The following is a 19149-nucleotide window of genomic DNA, read 5'->3' on the forward strand; positions in this document are numbered from 1 at the left end:
TTTTTCCATGACTTTTTTTGATGGTCTGACAAGGGAGCAGACAAATGATTATTCAAGGCAATAAATTAAACAAAAATTTCGGCGGAGATCCGCTTTTCAACGAACTTTCGATCACGATTAACCAAGGTGCAAAAATTGGCTTAGTCGGTGCAAATGGCAGTGGTAAATCAACCCTGCTGAAAATTTTAGCTGGTGAAGAGGGTGTCGATGGCGGCACAGTTAGCCGCCAAAAAGGAATTCGTATTAGCCAACTTGTTCAGATTCAAATGGATTCTGTTTTAACAGTTGAGGCCTATTTATTAAAAAACTTTACTGAGATTGATAATGTTGCTCAGCGAATGCGACACTTTGAAACGGAACTGGCAAATCCTCAGGCTGATTTTGATTCGCTATTGGAAAAATATGGTCGCCTGCAACAAACCTATGAAGAATTGGGGGGCTATACGTTAGGCGATCGAATCACGACCACTTTGAAAGGTCTTGGCTTAGGAGATAAAGCTGACGTGTGTGTCAATCAGTTAAGCGGTGGTCAGCGGTTACGCTTAGAACTTGCGAAGGTTTTATTGACCGAAGCCGACTGTTTGTTTTTAGATGAGCCTACTAATCATCTGGACTTAGCGGGAATTGAATGGCTGGAAAATTATTTAAAAAATACTAAGCAAAGCTACGTTTTGATTAGTCATGACCGGGAATTTTTAAATCGTACAGTCAATCAAATTTTTGAGATTGAAGAAGGCAAGCTGATTGACTATCCCGGTAATTATGAACGCTTTATCGAGCTGAAAAAAGCCCGGATTGCCGAAATTCAGAAAAACTTTGAGCTGCAGCAAAAGGAAATTCTGCGGCTGAAAAAACAAATTCGCCAATTCCGCCAGTGGGGCCATGAAGGGGATAACGAAGATTTCTTCCGTAAAGCCAAAGAGCTAGAGCGCCGATTGGCTAAGATTGAAATAATCAAAGCGCCGACAGAGCATAAAAATAAATTAGCTGATGTCAAAACAACTAAAAAAGTCAGCAAAGAAATCCTGACTGTAAAGGATTTAGCTCTGTTCGGGGGAGAAGAATTATTATTTTCAGATGCGAATTTCACGATTTTTAGAGGAGAACGAGTTGCTTTAAAAGGGGCAAATGGTAGTGGTAAAAGTACCTTGATTAAAGCTATCTTAAATGAGCTTGCTGCTGATGAAGGCTCTGTTAAGCTCGCCGCTTCTGTCAAAGTCGGCTATCTGCCGCAAATTCTGCCTACTAAAGACAGCTCTGAAACACTTCTTTCCTACACCCAAGAATTTATCGGCGAGGAAGAAAAGACGCGACGAAAACTAGCACAATTTGGTTTTTATGCGACGGATGTTTTTAAACGGGTTAAAAACTTATCCGGTGGTGAGCAGCTACGCTTGGCACTTTTAGAAATCTTGCAAAAAGAAATCAATTTTTTAATTATGGATGAGCCCACCAATCACTTGGATATTGCCACTAGAGAAGAAATCGAAGAAATTCTTTTAAACTATCCCGGTACGTTACTATTGGTTTCCCATGACCGGTTTTTCTTGAAAAAAATCTGCCGACAAGAGTTGAGAATTGCAGATGGCACTCTCACTAAATTTGAAAATTATGCTACATAAACGTTTCGGATTAATTATCTGTCAAATTCTAGAAATTTGGTTTGCTGATTTTGGCAAGAGTGCTATAATTATTTAGATAAAAGAAGAAATGTAGGGTGACAAATGAATTGGATAAAAAATAATATTCGCGATATTCTTTGGTTAGTAATTGTAGTGGTAGTGGTTTTCGCCGCTCGAGCTTTTTTATTCACACCGGTGATTGTTATCGGCGAATCGATGGATCCTACGCTACAGGATGGCGAATGGCTCTTTAGTTTAAAAGTTGGTGGTATCAATCGCTTTAATATCGTGGCTTTAGATGCTCCCGATGAAGGTCATGAAGGAGAAGAATATATTAAACGTGTGATTGGTCTGCCGGGGGATACGATTACCTATCAAGCAGATATTTTATATGTAAATGGTGAGGCAGTTGATGAGCCTTATCTAGATGAATACAAAAGCGAGCTAGCTTATGGAGAGCAATTAACGGATGATTTTGCGGCAATTACCGTGCCTGACGGCTATTACTTTGTTATGGGAGATAACCGCCAAAACTCCAAGGACAGTCGCTACTTTGGTCCAATCCCAGAATCATCCATCACCGCAAATGCGAAATTTGCGATGTGGCCTTTTGACCGCTTCGGCGAATTAAATATTCCTGAAGATACAACGGCCAGTAGTAATTAAACTACTCACTAATGATGAACCAAGATACTGAAACATTCGGTGTCTTGGTTTTTTTGTATGTAATCTGTCTAAACTCAGAAGAACATTGGATTTTTTTGCCAGACAAAAGTACTAGTGGCAGCCAGCTTTTGTAGGAAAAATATTCTATCATGGAAACTTATGACACTTAAAAGATTAATTAATCTGGCAGTTTTAAGCGAAACTGATTGTTCAGCCATTTTACATACCAGCTGGTTTTCTAATTTTTTCAAAAGATGAAAAAAATTTATGATTGTTTTTAAAAGAAGGCTAGCGTAAACTGAAGGAAATTATTGTTTCATTTTTGAAACAAAACGAGGTGATTCAATGGCAACGTATGGGGCAACCTTTAAACATTTACGAATTCAGCGGGGCTTTCAAATTATGGAAGTTTATGGTGGGTTACTCAGCCGCACGACTGCGTATCGATTCGAGTCAGGCGAAAATCAAATCAGTATCGAAAATCTGCAGCCGCTATTATATAATATCGGAATTTTTTCAGTCGATGAATTTTTATTTCTCCATAACCAGCGCAATCAGCTGCCACCGCAAAATCTCGATCTCTATGTTTCAAAATTAATGCAGCAGGATTCAGCTGATGTCCTTTCAAAATCAGATGGGACTACCATGGCATTTTATCAGCAATATAAAGACAGCTCAAAAAAGGAAGAGCGCTTTTACGCTTATTTAGTCCATTATAATATCTTGACCAGCTGGCAACAGGAGTTAAGCTTGCCGCCAGAATTTAACCATGAATATCAATTTATGCAAAATTATCTCCTGCAAATTGAGAGCTGGGGACTTAGAGAGTTAGAAAATTTTGGCTTTCTCAGCGGCTGCTTTGATCGGGAGACTCGTCGCCTGCTATTGCCCCGCTTTAAAAGCAATTTTTTGCGGTATCAAGACTATTTTTCTGACTGGGCCAATCATTATATGCTAAACCTCGTGAATTATTCTATGAACACATCCCATAGACAAGATTTTCAAGACTTGCCAGAGGAGCTGGTGGCTATTCAAGAGCTGATGGAAAACAATCCCCGCTTAAATTGGTACACAGTCCATTTGATTCGCTATCTCCATTTGCAAATTTTGGTGGCCGCAGTTCAGGGAAACAAACAAGAGCTCGTTTTGAAGCTGGAGCGTCTAATTGCTTATCAGAAAGCCGTACCTGAGGTAGCAAACATTGCGGTTTTTTACGTGGACCACACACAGAAAAAAATTAAGCAGATTAATGCGAAATTGGCAACAGAGATTGAGCTTTCTGACCGCTAAATTTGTTCTTTGACTAATGATTTTTTTCAAGGATCGATTAAGAGATTATTGCTTTTTAAAATTTCATTTTGTAAGTGGAGGAGTTTGCCATGACTAAAAAGCCAATTGGCACCGTTCTAAAAGAAATCAGAACAGCAAAAGGGTTGTCGCAAAGGCAGATTTGTGGCGATTATCTGGCACGGATGACGTTATCAAAAATTGAAAATAATGTAAACAGTCCTAGCTATCATTCGCTAGTCCATATTTTGGATGGACTAGACGTCAGTTTTGATGAGCTGGCTTTTTTGCTACAAAGAGACAATCCTAAGAAAAAGATTTTGGCAAAATTTTCGCAAATTCCTGATGATAGTCATTCAGAGGAATTGAAAAGTGTGATTCAGCTGGCAGAAAACTACCTAAAAAAGCAAGCTGATTTTCAAATCAGCGAAATTAAATTGATTGCAGAGGTTATGCTAGCTGTGCCAAATCTTGCCGCTAGTGACCTAAAGGAACCTGAAAAACAAAAATTGGCACAACTTTGGCAGCGGTTGAACCAAATGAATGGCTGGACCTTATCAGAATTAAAAATGGCCAGCACGATTGTCGTTTACTTTCCTAGTGAAACAGCGTTAGCTATTGGCCGAAGGATTCTCAAAGAATTAACTCGCTATGAAGATTTTGCTCCACTGCAAAGTTATTTTCTAACGGTGTATCTGAACCTCACCAGTCTTTTTGTTCGAAACAAAGACTATCTTCAGGCTGAAAATCTAAATCAACAGGCCCTGACTTTGGCAAAAGAGTTGGAAATGTATCATTTTTATTATTTCACTATGGTGCGAAAAGGTATTTTTGAAAGGGATAAAGCGCTAATTACTAAAGGGGAAGCCGCTTTAGCCATGCTGGAAAAAGATAGTTACTTAGCTGATTTAGCAGAAGAAAAAAGACAATTTCAAAATGAGACTTGCTGATAGAAGCTAAACTGAAATGGCCTCAAAAAAAGATTTTTGGTCTAACTTTTAGGAGTTGCTGCAAACTTACTTTTTCAAAAATTTTTGAGGTGCAGGATGAAATCATGAAAGGTTATTGCTTTGTTTCATCACGGAAGACCAGCATTTCTTGCAAATCAGTTGGAATAACTTCAAGCGTCAACTCATTTTTATAAAAAATTCAGTCCTGTTGATTTATTTTTCTGCAAGAAAAGTAACCAATGAACCTGTGTCTTGTTTATTATAATTAAGCTCATAACGAATATTTTTAAAATTCGCTTTTTCTAAATGCAGGGTGAATTCCCGCAAGCCATACCAAGCAAGCTCAAAATGCGAAAGCTCAGTTTTCAGCACCGTGCCGTTTTTGACTAGTTCATAACGATGCAGGTAGCTAGCTTTTTGCTGATACCAGTCAATTTGGATTGGTGTTCCTGTAAAGAGAATTCCGGATGTTTCATCAATCGGAATTTCCCGAAGGCCTAGTTGGTTTTTGTCATACCCCACTGGTAATTCTAAATCGATTATTAGTTTGCCAGCTGGCTGTAACTGCCGATAAAAGTTGGCTAAGACTGACTCGAGTTTTTTATTTGGCAGTAGGCCAAAACTGCCAGTCGGCATAATAATTGCCGCGTATTGCTTTTCTGTGGACCAATTGGTTAAATCAGCCTGCCAAATTGAAGCTGTCAGGCCAGCCTTATTTAGATTTTTTTGACAGTAGGCTAACATTTCCTTCGATAAGTCTAGCCCCTCCATTTCAAGTCCCTTTTGCAAAAAAGGAATCAACAAGCGACCCGTTCCCACACCAGCTTCAAGGATGGGGCCATTGACGGCTTGTAGTTTTTCTAAATAATACTCCAAATCACCATTTAGTGAACTGCCAACGGGTTTTGTCAGTTCGTACATCAAACTGCTGAGTTTTCCGTATTCTTTAAACATAAATACTGCCTCCAAAATTTTTGAGATTTGTTAGATAGTTTACCTGAAATATTTTATTGAGTTTCAAAATGCTAACAAATGTTTACTTTAAATATTTTGATCACTCAGTCTGATTGTGTAAGAGAAAATCAGTCTTAGGTCCAATCTGTTGGCTACTATAGTCGGGTATACTGATAATAGGGTATCAAAATGAAGCGGGGGCGAGAAAATGAAAAAGATAGTGGTGGGATTGTTATTAGTTGGAGCTGTATTATTGGCAGGTTTTCAGTTGAATCAAAGTATTAGTCAAGACAAAAAAATTTACGAATCCTATGAGGAACTCAGCTCATTGACGATTGAAGATCAAAATTCAGAAGTTTACCTGGAAGCGATTGATGGGGATGAGCCGCATGTTTCTATCAGTTATATGGAAAATAATAAGTATCGTTACGAGATAGAACAAAATGGTGGGGAGCTAGTGTTGGTCAAGCATAAGAATTGGTCTGCCTTTTTAACTTCCTTTTTAAATAATTTTCAGCTGGGGGATAATTCCGTTTATGTTGAAATTTCGCAAGCAGCGTTGGAGGACTTAAATATCAAAACCAGCAACAGCGATATTTCAATTGTCAATGTAGTCAGTCAGAATGCCAATTTAGAAACTAGTAATAGTGAAATTACTTTTTCAGACGGCAAAGTTGCAGAATCCTTGATGGCAACTACTAGCAATGGACAAATTAGTTTATATTCATCCCGTATCGGTTCAGGTTATTTAACGACTAGCAATGATGAAATTTATTTGGATGATCTAATTTTAACAGAATCTCTTGTTGCAAAAACAAGTAACGGTATGGTCGATGGCAACCTGCGGGGTAAACGCAGTGATTATACGGTGACCTCTGATACCTCAAATGGTAGCAATACTTTAGGTAATGGCGGTAGTGGGGGTAAAACGATTGAAGTGTATACTTCAAATGATGATATTAATTTTGAATTTTTAGGATAATTTTCAGGCTCAGCTGCTTAAAATAAGTAGTTGAGCTTTTTCTTTTTGACAGTTTGCCCACTATCCATTACAATAAACAAAAAGGGAACGTTTGTTCGTTTTTGGGAAAGAGGATGGATATGGAGCTAGCCAGAAAAATTGAAATTTTAGCAGAGTCCGCAAAATATGATGTGTCTTGTTCTAGTAGCGGTGTTGAAAATAATCAACGACAAGGAACAGTTGGAAGCACAGCAGCGGCCGGCATCTGCCATTCCTTTACGGCGGATGGCCGCTGTGTCTCCTTATTAAAATTATTATTTACCAATGCGTGTATTTTTGATTGCCACTATTGCATTAATCGCAAATCGAACAGTATCCCGCGGGCGACCTTCACACCACAAGAGGTCGCCGATTTGACGATGGATTTTTATATGCGCAATTACATAGAAGGTCTGTTTCTCAGCTCAGCAATTATTAAAAATCCCGATTACACCACTGAGTTAATTATTAAAACCTTGGAAATTTTACGGAATGAAAAAGGCTTTCGCGGCTATATTCATGTAAAGGCGATACCTGGAACGGATGAAAAACTTGTCGACACGTTAGGCTATCTTGCTGATCGGATGAGTGTCAATGTTGAGCTGCCTTCACGGGAAAGTTTAGCATTGCTGGCCCCGGACAAAGATCCTTACGCACTTTATAAGCCGATGAAACAAATTAGTCAGACTAAAAATGAACATTCATTAGTGCCAGCGATACGGCGTCGACAAAACTTTGTGCCAGCGGGTCAGTCGACACAGATGATTATCGGAGCGTCGCCGGAAAGTGATCGGCAAATTGTAAAAATTGCCGAAAATTTATATCAAAAATATCAGCTTAAACGAGTTTATTATTCTGCTTATATTCCAGTCAATCAAGATAGCTTGTTGCCGGCTGTTGACAGTGAGCCGCCTTTATTAAGAGAGCATCGCCTGTATCAAGCGGATTTTTTGATGCGTTTTTATAAATTTTCAGCAGATGAGATTTTGACAGTAGACAAACCAAATTTTAATTTGTACTTGGATCCCAAAGCCAATTGGGCAATTCAAAATTATCAGCTATTTCCGGTGGATGTTCAAACAGCTAGTTATGATTTATTGCTGCGGATTCCCGGTATTGGTCCTAAGGGGGCAAAAAATATTTTGAAGGCCCGCAAATACTACACGCTGCATGTTGCCGATTTAAAAAAAATCGGCATCGTCATGAAGCGGGCTCAGTATTTCATTAAGTGTGGCAATCAGACTGTGGCTGGTTTAATTCATGACCCAGAATGGATTATTGCTTCGCTGATTTCCTCCAAACAATATCAAGTTTTAAAAAACTTGAATACTCAAAGTGCAGGTGAACAATTAAGCTTTTTTGATGTTGAAAAATTTGAATATCAGAAAGCAAAAGAGCAACGTTTGCTTTTAGCAAATTAAGTTGAGAGGAGCTTAAAGATGGAAAAGACAACTGACGTTTGGGAATATGATGGCAGCTTTGCCGGCTTTATGACCGTTGTCTTAACGGCCTTCAACCGGCAGCAGTTTCCCGGTGAAATTTATCCAATCGAAGATACAACAATTACTTTATTTGTCAAAGAAATGATTGAAACACAAGCAGAGCTAGCGCAAAGGATTTTTTTTCGTTTACAAAAACGCTTGACTGCCAGCAATCTCAAATTTATTCAAGATGGTTTTTATTCCTCTGCGGCTAATAAAGAGGTCTGTCTTTTAGAGGCAATTGAGATCGCCTTACAAACCAAAGATTCATTAGAAAACTTTATTGGCCACCCGGCAATTTTGACTTTACAAAAAGCCATTAAAGCCATGTATGGTGAAGCACATTTACTGACAGGCTTTCTGCGTTTTGAATATGTTGGTAAGATTTTGTTTGGCAAAATCAATCCCAAACATTTTTCTTTACCCTATATTTGCCCGCACTTTGCTGAGCGTTATCCACTAGAAACTTTGATGATTTATGATGAGACTCGACAAATATTAGCAGTTATCGAAAAAGGTCAGACTACCTTGATGGAGGATGTTCAGGCCCCCGATATTCCCGAAAATATTATCGAGCGGGAAAAACAAGACCAGTGGCGGACGTTTCTTGAAGCAGTGACCATCAAAGAACGCATCAACCCCAGAGCACAGATGGGCCATCTGCCGTTACGTTTTCGCGGTAATATGGTTGATTTTTAATTAGCAATTCGCACTTTTTTAATCATCTCTTCACAGGAAATTATAATGGAAGTATGTGATAATTAAAGGCTGAGGAGGGGAAGTATGAAGGAGCGGGATAGCTATTTTGATAATGCCAAGTTTATTTTGATGGTGCTGGTGGTATTTGGCCATCTCTTGCAGCCGTTTATTGAAGATGGTGATTTTTATCGGGATATTTACTACACGATTTTTACCTTTCATATGCCAGCCTTCATTATGATTGCCGGTTTTTTTTCTAAAAAGTATCAAAGGCCAGGGTATTTACTAAACTGCTTTAAGACCTTTGTTCTGACCTATTTCATTTTTCAAATTATTTATTCTGTGTATGATTGGGCTGTCGGAAATACGCAGGGTTTTCAAATTGATTTTTCGATTCCCCATTGGTCCTTGTGGTTTCTCTTGTCGATGTTTTTTTGGAATCTGCTGCTTTTTATCTTTGGAAAAATTCCACCGTTGACCGGGGTTATCTTAGCCTTCTTGATTGCCATTACAGCAGGCTATCTGCCTTTTATTAATCGTGAATTGACATTGCAGCGGACACTAGTTTTTCTACCGTTTTTTGTTCTAGGCTTTTATTTATCGCCGCAGGTGTTTAAAAAAATTCAACATAATGCCGCTCGTGTCAAGGGTCTGGTGCTCCTAATCGGTATTTATATTTTCATTCAAGTTAATGAATCGTTAAATAAATACTGGCTATTTGGCTCAAAACCCTACGATGATTTTCTATCAATTCCTGAATTGGGGGCAATCGTGCGGGGGATTGTTTTGACCTTAGGTGTAGTGGGAATCTTCAGCTTTTTAAGTCTAATACCAACGCAAAAAATGTTCTTTACGAATTGGGGCCGTCATACATTGACCGTCTATCTGCTTCATGGTTTTCTTATCAGGGGCTTGCGGACACTTAATTTTGGCGATTTTCAAATTAATTTCTTCGGTTTTCTCTTGTTGTTAGCAGGAAGTTTTCTGTTGACTGCTGTGTTAGGCAGTCAAAAAGTTGAGAGCTGCCGAGTTTCCTTGAAACAATTTTTTAAAGAAATCCCACGTAAAGTGACCACAAAAGTTAGGTGAAGCGCCTAACTTTTGTGGTCGTTTTTTCTAGCTTTCTGCTTGTTCGACTTTCCTTTTTGTGCGGGAGGCATGGTGTATAATCCATGCTGTCGCTTTGCTTAAATTAGTAGTAGACCAGGCGGAAATAATTTCAGAAAATTTTTCTGGGTCTTCTTTATATAGGTCGTTTAAATTATTGGCGACGCTTTTTTGAATGGATTTATCTGGGTCATCCTTTAAGTTGGTTAAAACTTCTGTGTATTCTGGAAAATAATCCAAAGCAATTGTCATTTTTTTGGCCCAAGGCAAGCGAATGCGAATACACTCACTGGCTAGAGGACGCACCCGTTGATTGTCATCTGTACTCCAATCAATCAATAAGTTCATTGCCTTTTTTGGCTGTGCTTGAATTATTGGGCGCATGGCAAATTCGCCAGTAAAGCGCTTGGTTAATTCTTTTGCAAATTCAGTGCTGACAGAAAAATTAGCTGTGCCATTGAGCTCGACATATTTTCCTAACGGCCACAGCCAATAGCCCTCAGTAAACATTCCCAGACTGCCTTTGAGTTCAGGTCCTAGAATTTTAGTGAAAACGGCAATCGTCTCTTCGTATGAAAGAGAAAGGCAATTTTTTAAAGCTTCAGCAATCAGGACTTGCCGATCATTGAAGGCTAAATTTTCTAAATCAGCTAGCTGGTCAATAAATTTTTTAGTGTCAAAATCCGGGTAGACTCTCGTAAATTTCTCAGCCAGCTCCTCACAGTAGAGATAATCATAGTAGTCCTTAAATTTTTGGCTCATAGCGGTTCCCTTTCTCTTTGAAATGATAGCGATTTCTTTTTTTGAGTATAGCACAAATAGGCATGAAAAAAATACTAGCTTTGTTGATTTGATGATTTGCAGCTTGCTAATTTGAAAAAAGTGGGTAAGCTTAAAGAATGAAAGTAGTTTAAGGAGGCGCTTATGAAAACAATCGGTTTATTAGGTGGCATGAGTTGGGAAAGTACAGTAACGTATTATACAGAAATCAATCAACTCATCAATCAGCAACTAGGTGGGCTGCATTCAGCTAAAATTTTACTGGCCAGTGTTGATTTTGCTGAAATCGAAGAGCTGCAAGCAACAAATAATTGGCAAAAAGCCGGAGCCGTACTGGGTCAAAAAGCTTACGAATTGAAAACAGCAGGCGCTGACTTTTTAGTCATTTGTACCAATACGATGCATAAAGTTGCTCCACAGATTGAAGAGGTAAGCCAACTGCCGCTGTTGCACATTGCTGATGCGACAATTGCGGAACTAAAAAAGCAAGCGGTAAAAAAAGTTTTATTACTGGGCACAAAGTATACGATGACACAGAATTTTTATAAGGAACGGATTATTGCCGAAAGAATTGAGGTGATTATTCCTGAGGAGTCAGAGGTCGAGCAGGTAAATCGAATTATTTTTGATGAACTCTGTCATGGGGAAATTCACGCCGACTCCAAAGTTTATTTTCAAAAGCTGATTCAAGCAGCAGCTGAAAAAGGAGCGACTGGCGTTATTTTAGGCTGTACAGAGATTGGGTTATTAATTCAAGCTGCGGATGTGGAAGTAAAAGTTTTTGATACCACAAAAATCCACTCGCAAAAGGCTGTCGAGTGGGCGTTGAATAAATAAAAAATTGCGCCGTTGTTAAAAGCAGCGGCGCAATTTTTTTGCTTTAAAATAAATAGCCGAAAAAGACGCCATTGAAAAAAGAAAAGCTCAAATAGAATAGAAAAAGCGTAGTAATTGCTAGTGGCAATCCTTTAATAAATGCCGGGATGTCGGCCATTGCCATTCGGTCTAAAGCACCGCTGTAAGCGATGCTGAAAATAAAATACATCCCACCATAGACAACGACTTGTAAAAGAAATTCGTAAAACGTACCCGCTGCATTTGCAGGGAAAATGGCTAAACTTAGTAAAAAGACCACACTAATCATCATTTTTTTCAAGCTGCTGGTGAGTAGTTTTTTATTTTTGGGAGCAAAAAGGGTTATTCCGCTAAAAATCAGAGCCAAAATACCCGCCAGTACTCTAAGGATAACTTCTTCAGTTCCGGGAATTTGGACGTTTTGGTAAATCAAAATAAAACTGATGCCCGCCACGACAAAAGCTAAGTAATTTAAAAAAGCAGAGTAAAAGACACGGGCAATCGGACTGGGCCCTTTTGCGGGGACAGTGGTTTGCTGATATTTTTCTGCAGTGTAGCAGGTCAATAGAATACAAAGAAAAAATACTAATCGACTTCCTAAAGCCATCTCAGGACCTCCTTATTTATTGAGTTTGATATTCAAGAATTTATTTCCCGGCTCACCTAGTACACGATTTCGTAATAGGTAATCAATTAGCGGTGTCAGACAGTTCATAATTAAAATGCTGTAGCTGACTCCTTCATTGGTTAATCCATAAAAACGGAAAATCATCACGAGTATCCCACAGGCGGCGGCAAAAAGATATTCTCCCGCTCTTGTTGAAGGGGTGGAGGAATAATCAGTCGCCATAAAAACGGCGCCAAACATCGCACCGCCACCAATCACATGACCAATCACCACCGAATAGTCCGCTGAAAAAAGACTATTTCCACCAAAGATAAACGCTAGTAGCCCAATGGTGCCTAACATTGTTAATGGAATCCGCAGGTGAATAATTTTTTTCAACAGTAAAATTGCGGCACCAATTAAAATCAAAATACTACTGGTTTCTCCTAAACGTCCGCCAATATTTCCCACAAAGGCATCTAATAATTGCTGATTACTCAAAAGGCCGCCCTCTTTTAAAATGGCTAAGGGCGTGGCCGAGGTAACAATATCTGGCGAAATTCGATCAAAGGGCGGATTTGGCCAGCTGATTTTAAACATTTCCGTGAAAAACAAGGCGACGAGTAAAGCTCGGCCCCCTAAAGCCGGATTAATAAAATTAAAACCGATGCCACCAAAAAATTCTTTGACAACGATTACCGCAAACGCTGTACCGATTACCGGAAAATACCACGGGGCTGATGGTGGTAGATTCATCGTCAATAACATTGCGGTGACGACAACACTTAAATCCCATGTCAGAGTTCGATTGCGCAGTTTGAACCAAAGAATTTCGCAAAGCTGACCTGTTGCAATGGCAAGGAAAAATAAGCCCCAGACCCGGAAACCAAAATAATAACCAGCGCCAATAAAACTTGGAACAAGAGCGATAATGACCCAGAGCATAATTTTTCTAGTTGTCTGGTCTCCCCGCAGATGAGGGGAGGCTTCGACAACTGTGTCTTGCAGCTGGGCAAATTCTTGAGCACTTTTACTGGGAATATATTCATATTCTTTTGTTGACTCTTGATTAGGCACTTTCCTTCGCCTCCTCAATTAATTTTTTGATGTCACCAGCGGCAGCCGTAATATTACGTGCCAAATCCCGGCGAGCAGGACACACATAGGAACAAGCTCCACAATTAATACAGGCGTCGGCCTTTAAATCCTGACAGCGTTTAGAATTTCCTTGGCGGTAAAATAAATCAATATTTTGCGGCTCTAAGCGCATCGGACATACCTCCGAGCATAAGTTGCAGCGGATACAAGGACTTTCTTCAAACGCTTCGTTGCTCTTTTTCCCAATAATAATTAGGCCATTGCTGGACTTTGTTAAAGGAACATCCAAAGTAGCTAAAGCTTTCCCCATCATTGGGCCGCCCATCAAAATTTTTTCCGGCAGGCCATCAAAGCCACCGCAAAAATCAATGATATCACCAGCTAAAGTCCCGATTGGGAAAATGACTGTTTGCTTTTGTCGCACATCTCCAGAAACTGTACAGTAGCGGCTGATTAATGGCTGTTTGTTTTCAACAGCGGAAGCAACGGCAGCTGAAGTTGACACATTCATTAAATAAGCGCCAGCTTCTACCGGTAGGCCGCCATCGATTGCCACTTCGATTTGTAGTAAACTTTCCAATAATTGTTTTTCTCCACCTTGAGGATAATTGGTAGGCACCGGAACAATTTGCACATCTGTAAATTCCGCTGCACTTTTTTGCATCGCTGCAATCGCTTCTGGCTTATCAGTTTCAATGGCGATTAAAATTTCCTCTGCTGCAAAAATTTTTTGAGCAATTTTTGCACCGGTGATAATTCTTTGACTTTCGTTTTCCATCAGCAGAGCGTCTGCTTCTAAGAAGGGTTCACATTCAGCTCCGTTTAAAACAATACTTTTGACTGTGATATCATCATCCACTGTTAATTTGACATGGGTGGGGAAGGTTGCGCCCCCCATGCCAACAATTCCGGCATCAGAGACTCGTTGAATTAACTCCTCTTTAGTTAAGGCTTGGTAATTATCTTTTTTACTAAAGCTGACCTCAGGGGCATTTTTATCCCTTTGAATCACGACAGTTGGCACTTGATTGCCTGAAGCATCCGGCCAATCAACAATTTTTTTGACTGTCCCCGAAATGCTGGCGTGGATAGTTGCACCGACAAAACCGCCTGCTTGACCAATCAGATCTCCCTGTTTGACTACGTCCCCTTTTTCGACGACTGCTTCACTTGGTGCACCGATTTGCTGTTGCAACGGAATATACACACGATCAGGCTGGAAATAAATTTCCTTTTCCTGCTGAACATTCCATCTTTCCTTTAAAGCCTTGGTGGAAGGGCTGAAGATAATCCCACCGGTAAACTTTCCAGATGCAGTCCGTTTCATAGTTTTCCCCCTTATAAATTTTTAAAGACAATAAAAAACTTATCAATTTTATGATAGCATAGGCCCCTTTACCGGTAAATTAATAGCCTGTTTTTCAATTACTTAATCAGAATAAAATTCAGAAATATGAAGTAAAAAACGCTGTTTTTTTGTGCGCTTGTGGAGTGAAAAGCAGAAAATGTTCAGTTTAACAAAAATAAGCTAGTCGATTTTGTGTCTTTTTATATGTTTTACCGTTTTTGATTTTTTTTAGCAGTGAAAAAATTATTTTTGATTTGCGATAACCTTCTCAATTCATTAATCTGTTTTCTTTTTCAAATTTTGACTGTTATCTAAAAAAGGCAAAGTCAGACTTTAGCCGGTGGTAAAAGAGCTTAAAAATCGTTATCATGTAAAATAACTATGAACACTAGTTAATCACTGTCATAAAATTGTCAGAAATAAAACGGATTTTAGGCAGAAAGAAAAGAAGGAAAACGAACTAAAATTTTCTTTGGATGGTTTAAACTAAGACTAAGCATGTTAATAAGGTTGTGTAACGACACGAGAGGAAATTTTATGAGGCACAAAAGCTGTAAAGATTTTTTTAAGTCCACACAGCTCATAAGTATGAAAATGCTTTGAAAAGTTGGCAGATATAGGAGGAAATAAAGTGAGTAAACGGAAAAATACTCGAGGCACAAATAATTCAGCGAAGCTGCTGTTAGCTGGCTTGTTATTATTATTAGGCTTTACTTGGTTTTTGACGAAAGCACCTTTTGAGAATTTAACTATTTTTAAAGCTTCCATCAGTCAAACGGCCTTTGCCAAAGAGGCCAACCAAAAGCTGCAAGCAGAAAATAATCAGCAGGTGACTCCTCTAATTTTGCAAACTGATGAACAATGGGCAGAGACTGAATATGGATTTAGTGATAATCCTTCAAGTGAAAATACGCTAGCTACAAATGGTTGTGGGATTGCTTCTTTGGCAATGGTGTTGTCTTATTGGAATAATCAAGAGGTTTCTCCTTTAGAGATTTTAAGCTGGGCCCAAAATAATTATTATGTGGCGGATGCAGGCACCTCATGGCAAATTTTCCCTGACTTTGCCGCTACCTATCAGCTGCAATATGTGGACTTAGGGGATGATATCTACGCTGCGCAAGCCTACTTGGAACAAGGCTTGCCTGTAATCGCCTCTGTGACAGCAGGTGAGTTCACCCAAGGCGGTCACATTTTGGTTTTAAGAGATTGGCAGGCAGAAGGCATTGCTGTCAACGACCCTAATGATGATCCAAGTAAAAATCATATTGAAAAACGCTATTCAGCAGAGGAAATTGCCGACCAAGCAATTCATTATTGGACCTTTACCCGTTAAAAAACGTGGAGAGATTTTTGAGTGTTTAAATTTCTCCATGTTTTTTATTTTCGCTATTTTTGAGATTTTTTTGGAGAAGGCAAGAATTTTTTTAATGGCAGATAGAAGCTCATAAAAAAAATTGTTTTGCGACTTTTTTCGATATAATAATTTTGAGAAAAAGATTTGCAGCTTGAGTTTTAATAGAAGTTAACTGTTTTAATAATTAGGAGGTCAACATGAAAATTAGAAGGTATCAAGAGACAGATATTCAAGAGCTTTTTGCTTTAATGACCAGAGAAGGGGAGGAGTGGACTTATAATTCTGAAGAATCAGCTGAAAAATACGAGCTCTGCATGAGCCGCTCAATTGCTTTTGTGGTGGAAATAGACGGCCAAATTAATGGTTACATCCGCTGTAAAAATGATGATGGCTTTGGTGTTTATGTTTTAGATTTATTGGTGGATCAACGCTTTCGTGGTCGCCAAATTGGTCGACAGCTGATTGAGCAAGTCCAACAATTGCATCCAAATGATCCGCTTTACATTACCAGTGATGCCGATGGCTATTATCAAAAGCAAGGCTACCAAGTTGTCGGCACCATTTTTGAAGTAAGCTAAAGTCTTACTGCAAAATTTGTGGCAGATAGTTTTGTTTTGAGGTTAAAAAAGAGGATACGAAAAAGTTAAGCTACTAAGTGAAATGGGCCCTCAAGGTTAGACTAAAATCTGATTTGAGAGCCGACTTCAATAGAGCTTAACTTTTTTTTACCAATACTCTGGTTGATCTAAAATTATATTTGTGGCGACTTGTCCGGCAAATTTGTTCAAGTCAAGTGGCTTTAAAGCTTGCACCATCCAAGCATCCTCTAAACCAGCTTGAATTGGGTGCGGCGGTTGTAGCCCAAAAGCCAAGGCAGGCTGAAAGCCATGACGAGGATAGTAATCAATATGACCTAAGACAAAAACAAGATCGACAGATTTTTTTTGCAAAATCTTCAAGCCAGCCCGTATCAGTTCGCCACCGATGCCTTGGCCTCGATGACTGGGGATAATTGCTAAGGGAGCCAAGACCATCGCTGAAATTTTATTTTCAAAATTTTTAATGTAAGCTTTGGTGAACACAATATGTCCAACCGGTAAATCATCTTCGTAGGCTAAAAGAGATAACGCTTCTGCTGTGGGTTCTTTCAACAGTTTCTCTGTGAGTTCCGCTTCAGCCGCTTCATTAAAAGCGCGATATTCTACATCGTAAATTGTCTGAAAATCTTTCTCTGTCGTTTCACGAATTAATAGGGACATTTTTCTCTCCTTGTGAATCAATGCATTTTTTATTGACTTTTTGGTCTACAAATATTTTCAAGAAATATGATTAGTATGCTTAGCCCTTATGAATTAATAAAAATGAATTAGTGGCTAACATTGCGATATCCTTCAGCTGAGAGAATCGCTTTCTTGTTATTTAAAAATTTTCATCAATCATTTTTTAGATAGCAATGGTTAAGAAAATATTAATTCCACATTTTATTGCAAATAAATGACGTTTATTATAACATATTTTTACTGAAAAAACAATGTTTACTTTTCTCGACAAGCATGCTATTTAGTCTTTGTAAAGGGAGGTAAGCAGATGACAGAGAACAATATCATGTTATTAAATGCTTTAGCAGGGGTTGAAGAAAAAGGTCAAATACAAATAAAATTAAACAAGATACTTCAGCAAAAATATCAATTAACAAAAGGAGAAACTGCTGAAATTTTAACTGAACGAGATACGTTTCTGATTGAAAATCAATTGATTGATTTCTCTTTTGACAATCTATTTTTCATGACTGAGGTTGTCAGTACGCAGCCGCTCTATTCAAAGGCAGCTTTTAGAGTTCAGCTGGCAGGATTTCAAGAGATTTTTTACTATCTCCGGGGGCTCGAGAATGGGACTGTTTCAGATGAAGAAATAGTAGAGAAAATTTCTGCTGTTTCCAATTATTTTGAAGGGGACTTAGAATTTGTCAAAGGTTATTTTGAAGACCATCCCAGCTTAGATTTGGAGGATTTGACCGATGACGAATAATCAACTCGCTACAACTAGCAATGAAATGAATCAGTTTTTGATTGGTCTTTGTCAAAAAAGATTGAGTGGTAGCTCTGTTTTATCCGTGAATGAAGTGGCAGAAATCCGTGCTTCTTTGCTTTTTGTTTTGGGAAAAAGTTCGACAGGGAGGACTGTAGCTGAAAAATTCACCTCTGGAAAAGAAAATATTTTGGCACAGCTTCATTTCGTCAAAGAAAAATATGACCTACTGGTAAAGCAATATGACAGCTTTGAAATTACTACGATAGAGCAAACTATTCAAAGCTTTCAACAATATTTTTCTGCCTATAATATTGATTTTTCAGCCCACCGCACGGATGGCATCGCAATTGATTACTGGCTAGCTTTACCAGTAGATGATCAATCAATTTTAGGGATTGATTTTGTTGAGGAGTATCTGCTAGCTTTTCAACAGGAGCAGCAATTTTTGCAGAATCTGCCTAAAGAGCTGATTTTGGAGCTTTTGCAGGTTTATCAAGAAAAGCTCAAGTTTGACTACCGGCTAGATGTGAATAATATTTTCCAAGTAGTGTTTAATCAATTTATCGTAAAAAGAATGCTACATCCCCACAGCAAGCTAAATTCTCTATTACTAACTCCAGTTGAGGTTGCATTTATTTTCGCAAATCGCAAGACTTTTTTTATGGAGGAAAAAACATTCCAAAACTTTATTGGCTGTGAACCTTATTATTGGAAAAATTTACAACATTTACAGGTAATCCTCGAGTCTGCTCCGAATTATCAATACCTTGCTACTTTCTTTTTGACGACTAAAGAATCTTCGCAACTTTTACAGTTGAAATTAAGACCAGAAATGAATCAATCAAGCTATCTGAGGATGGTAAATGATTTTAAAAGAGATGAGAATTTAGATATTTTACTTGATGTAGTGGCTTCGCCTTATGATGTTTTGAATCTATTACATGATTACATTTTGACTGGGGAAAATTTGGAAATTTTTATTGGACAACTTGCCTTACCGCTCTTCAGTTCTTTATTGTTAGTAGTGATTCAAGAAGAAAATCAAGCTATCACCAGTGTGGCTGATTTTCAAAAAATTAATACTGAAGCAATTTTGGGAGAACTTTTGCAGAGGCGATTAAAAAATTCAACAACGATTGAGCTTCAGGAGATAGATTATATTTTGAAACAATACCGTCTTACAGATGCTGATTTTTCCTAATTTGTAAAAGTTTTTAAGGACTAGTCAATTTCCCTGTTTTCTGACGCCTGTTGACTTTGTGATTTTCTTTAAAAAACACCCCTTGTCAGTGTTTATGAAACAGGGT

The 19149-nt window shown here is 38.6% G+C and carries 19 protein-coding genes; 13 read left to right on the forward strand and 6 right to left on the reverse strand.

Going from position 1 to position 19149, the window contains the following annotated elements:
* Positions 1 to 44: 44 nt before the first annotated feature.
* The 4 genes from abc-f (at position 45) to ORH16_RS05440 (ending at position 4525) form a co-directional block, all read left to right on the forward strand.
* Positions 45 to 1622, forward strand: a complete 1578-nt coding sequence (gene abc-f / locus ORH16_RS05425) for a ribosomal protection-like ABC-F family protein (protein WP_265456945.1) — start codon at positions 45 to 47, stop codon at positions 1620 to 1622.
* 102 nt (positions 1623 to 1724) lie between these two features.
* Positions 1725 to 2288: a signal peptidase I gene (gene lepB, locus ORH16_RS05430; protein WP_265456946.1), complete on the forward strand. Its 564-nt coding sequence runs from the start codon at positions 1725 to 1727 to the stop codon at positions 2286 to 2288.
* Between the two features lie 345 nt (positions 2289 to 2633).
* A complete protein-coding gene (locus ORH16_RS05435; protein WP_265456948.1) occupies positions 2634 to 3578 on the forward strand; it encodes a hypothetical protein in 945 nt (314 codons plus the stop codon).
* A gap of 89 nt (positions 3579 to 3667) precedes the next feature.
* Complete coding sequence (locus tag ORH16_RS05440; protein ID WP_265456950.1) at positions 3668 to 4525, forward strand: helix-turn-helix domain-containing protein; 858 nt, start codon at positions 3668 to 3670, stop codon at positions 4523 to 4525.
* Between the two features lie 213 nt (positions 4526 to 4738).
* Here ORH16_RS05440 and ORH16_RS05445 read toward each other — a convergent pair whose 3' ends face one another.
* Complete coding sequence (locus ORH16_RS05445) at positions 4739 to 5479, reverse strand: class I SAM-dependent methyltransferase (RefSeq protein WP_265456951.1); 741 nt, start codon at positions 5477 to 5479, stop codon at positions 4739 to 4741.
* Between the two features lie 208 nt (positions 5480 to 5687).
* Between ORH16_RS05445 and ORH16_RS05450 the strand changes: the two genes are divergently transcribed.
* The 4 genes from ORH16_RS05450 (at position 5688) to ORH16_RS05465 (ending at position 9748) form a co-directional block, all read left to right on the forward strand.
* Entirely contained in the window at positions 5688 to 6461 is a 774-nt protein-coding gene (locus ORH16_RS05450; RefSeq protein ID WP_265456953.1) for a DUF4097 family beta strand repeat-containing protein, read from the forward strand.
* A 119-nt stretch (positions 6462 to 6580) separates the two neighbouring features.
* The gene (locus ORH16_RS05455) at positions 6581 to 7900 is read left to right on the forward strand and encodes a putative DNA modification/repair radical SAM protein (RefSeq protein ID WP_265456955.1); all 1320 of its coding nucleotides are present in this window, start codon (positions 6581 to 6583) and stop codon (positions 7898 to 7900) included.
* Positions 7901 to 7918: 18 nt separating this feature from the next.
* Positions 7919 to 8659, forward strand: a complete 741-nt coding sequence (locus tag ORH16_RS05460) for a TIGR03915 family putative DNA repair protein (protein ID WP_265456957.1) — start codon at positions 7919 to 7921, stop codon at positions 8657 to 8659.
* Between the two features lie 84 nt (positions 8660 to 8743).
* Positions 8744 to 9748 (forward strand): acyltransferase family protein, encoded by a 1005-nt coding sequence (locus ORH16_RS05465; RefSeq protein WP_265456958.1) that lies wholly within the window; start codon positions 8744 to 8746, stop codon positions 9746 to 9748.
* A 27-nt stretch (positions 9749 to 9775) separates the two neighbouring features.
* Here ORH16_RS05465 and ORH16_RS05470 read toward each other — a convergent pair whose 3' ends face one another.
* Positions 9776 to 10528: a DNA alkylation repair protein gene (locus ORH16_RS05470; protein WP_265456960.1), complete on the reverse strand. Its 753-nt coding sequence runs from the start codon at positions 10526 to 10528 to the stop codon at positions 9776 to 9778.
* 162 nt (positions 10529 to 10690) lie between these two features.
* Between ORH16_RS05470 and ORH16_RS05475 the strand changes: the two genes are divergently transcribed.
* Positions 10691 to 11383: an aspartate/glutamate racemase family protein gene (locus ORH16_RS05475; protein WP_265456962.1), complete on the forward strand. Its 693-nt coding sequence runs from the start codon at positions 10691 to 10693 to the stop codon at positions 11381 to 11383.
* 43 nt (positions 11384 to 11426) lie between these two features.
* On the opposite strand, the gene ORH16_RS05480 is transcribed toward ORH16_RS05475, so the two are convergent.
* The 3 genes from ORH16_RS05480 to rsxC are packed head-to-tail and all read right to left on the reverse strand — an operon-like array spanning position 11427 to position 14433.
* Positions 11427 to 12008, reverse strand: a complete 582-nt coding sequence (locus ORH16_RS05480) for a hypothetical protein (RefSeq protein WP_265456963.1) — start codon at positions 12006 to 12008, stop codon at positions 11427 to 11429.
* A gap of 12 nt (positions 12009 to 12020) precedes the next feature.
* A complete protein-coding gene (locus tag ORH16_RS05485; RefSeq protein WP_265456965.1) occupies positions 12021 to 13085 on the reverse strand; it encodes an RnfABCDGE type electron transport complex subunit D in 1065 nt (354 codons plus the stop codon).
* Positions 13078 to 14433, reverse strand: coding sequence for an electron transport complex subunit RsxC (gene rsxC, locus ORH16_RS05490; protein WP_265456967.1), 1356 nt, complete (start codon positions 14431 to 14433; stop codon positions 13078 to 13080). The genes ORH16_RS05485 and rsxC overlap by 8 nt, the downstream gene beginning before the upstream one ends.
* Positions 14434 to 15085: 652 nt before the next feature.
* Between rsxC and ORH16_RS05495 the strand changes: the two genes are divergently transcribed.
* Together ORH16_RS05495 and ORH16_RS05500 are read left to right on the forward strand one after the other, a co-directional pair.
* Entirely contained in the window at positions 15086 to 15790 is a 705-nt protein-coding gene (locus ORH16_RS05495; RefSeq protein WP_265456969.1) for a C39 family peptidase, read from the forward strand.
* 218 nt (positions 15791 to 16008) lie between these two features.
* Positions 16009 to 16389, forward strand: a complete 381-nt coding sequence (locus tag ORH16_RS05500; protein ID WP_265456971.1) for a GNAT family N-acetyltransferase — start codon at positions 16009 to 16011, stop codon at positions 16387 to 16389.
* 147 nt (positions 16390 to 16536) lie between these two features.
* Here the strand turns inward: ORH16_RS05500 and ORH16_RS05505 are convergent, their stop codons facing one another.
* Entirely contained in the window at positions 16537 to 17070 is a 534-nt protein-coding gene (locus tag ORH16_RS05505) for a GNAT family N-acetyltransferase (protein WP_265456973.1), read from the reverse strand.
* 328 nt (positions 17071 to 17398) lie between these two features.
* Here ORH16_RS05505 and ORH16_RS05510 point away from each other — a divergent pair, with 328 nt between their 5' ends.
* On the forward strand, positions 17399 to 17839 hold the full coding sequence (locus tag ORH16_RS05510) for a DUF6323 family protein (RefSeq protein WP_265456975.1): 441 nt from the start codon (positions 17399 to 17401) through the stop codon (positions 17837 to 17839).
* Entirely contained in the window at positions 17829 to 19043 is a 1215-nt protein-coding gene (locus tag ORH16_RS05515) for a DUF6179 domain-containing protein (protein WP_265456977.1), read from the forward strand. Before ORH16_RS05510 ends, ORH16_RS05515 begins: the two co-directional genes overlap by 11 nt.
* Positions 19044 to 19149 lie beyond the last annotated feature (106 nt).

The organism is Enterococcus sp. HY326 (assembly GCF_026157065.1).
Classification (GTDB): Bacteria; Bacillota; Bacilli; order Lactobacillales; family Enterococcaceae; genus HY326.

Coding starts and splice junctions, on each gene's coding strand:
- ORH16_RS05505 (WP_265456973.1), bottom strand. CDS start 17,070: ATGTCCCTATTAATTCGTGAAACGACAGAGAAAGATTTTCAGACAATT.
- ORH16_RS05470 (WP_265456960.1), bottom strand. CDS start 10,528: ATGAGCCAAAAATTTAAGGACTACTATGATTATCTCTACTGTGAGGAG.
- ORH16_RS05435 (WP_265456948.1), top strand. CDS start 2,634: ATGGCAACGTATGGGGCAACCTTTAAACATTTACGAATTCAGCGGGGC.
- ORH16_RS05455 (WP_265456955.1), top strand. CDS start 6,581: ATGGAGCTAGCCAGAAAAATTGAAATTTTAGCAGAGTCCGCAAAATAT.
- ORH16_RS05460 (WP_265456957.1), top strand. CDS start 7,919: ATGGAAAAGACAACTGACGTTTGGGAATATGATGGCAGCTTTGCCGGC.
- abc-f (WP_265456945.1), top strand. CDS start 45: ATGATTATTCAAGGCAATAAATTAAACAAAAATTTCGGCGGAGATCCG.
- ORH16_RS05450 (WP_265456953.1), top strand. CDS start 5,688: ATGAAAAAGATAGTGGTGGGATTGTTATTAGTTGGAGCTGTATTATTG.
- ORH16_RS05465 (WP_265456958.1), top strand. CDS start 8,744: ATGAAGGAGCGGGATAGCTATTTTGATAATGCCAAGTTTATTTTGATG.
- ORH16_RS05445 (WP_265456951.1), bottom strand. CDS start 5,479: ATGTTTAAAGAATACGGAAAACTCAGCAGTTTGATGTACGAACTGACA.
- ORH16_RS05475 (WP_265456962.1), top strand. CDS start 10,691: ATGAAAACAATCGGTTTATTAGGTGGCATGAGTTGGGAAAGTACAGTA.
- ORH16_RS05440 (WP_265456950.1), top strand. CDS start 3,668: ATGACTAAAAAGCCAATTGGCACCGTTCTAAAAGAAATCAGAACAGCA.
- ORH16_RS05515 (WP_265456977.1), top strand. CDS start 17,829: ATGACGAATAATCAACTCGCTACAACTAGCAATGAAATGAATCAGTTT.
- ORH16_RS05480 (WP_265456963.1), bottom strand. CDS start 12,008: ATGGCTTTAGGAAGTCGATTAGTATTTTTTCTTTGTATTCTATTGACC.
- lepB (WP_265456946.1), top strand. CDS start 1,725: ATGAATTGGATAAAAAATAATATTCGCGATATTCTTTGGTTAGTAATT.
- ORH16_RS05500 (WP_265456971.1), top strand. CDS start 16,009: ATGAAAATTAGAAGGTATCAAGAGACAGATATTCAAGAGCTTTTTGCT.
- rsxC (WP_265456967.1), bottom strand. CDS start 14,433: ATGAAACGGACTGCATCTGGAAAGTTTACCGGTGGGATTATCTTCAGC.
- ORH16_RS05510 (WP_265456975.1), top strand. CDS start 17,399: ATGACAGAGAACAATATCATGTTATTAAATGCTTTAGCAGGGGTTGAA.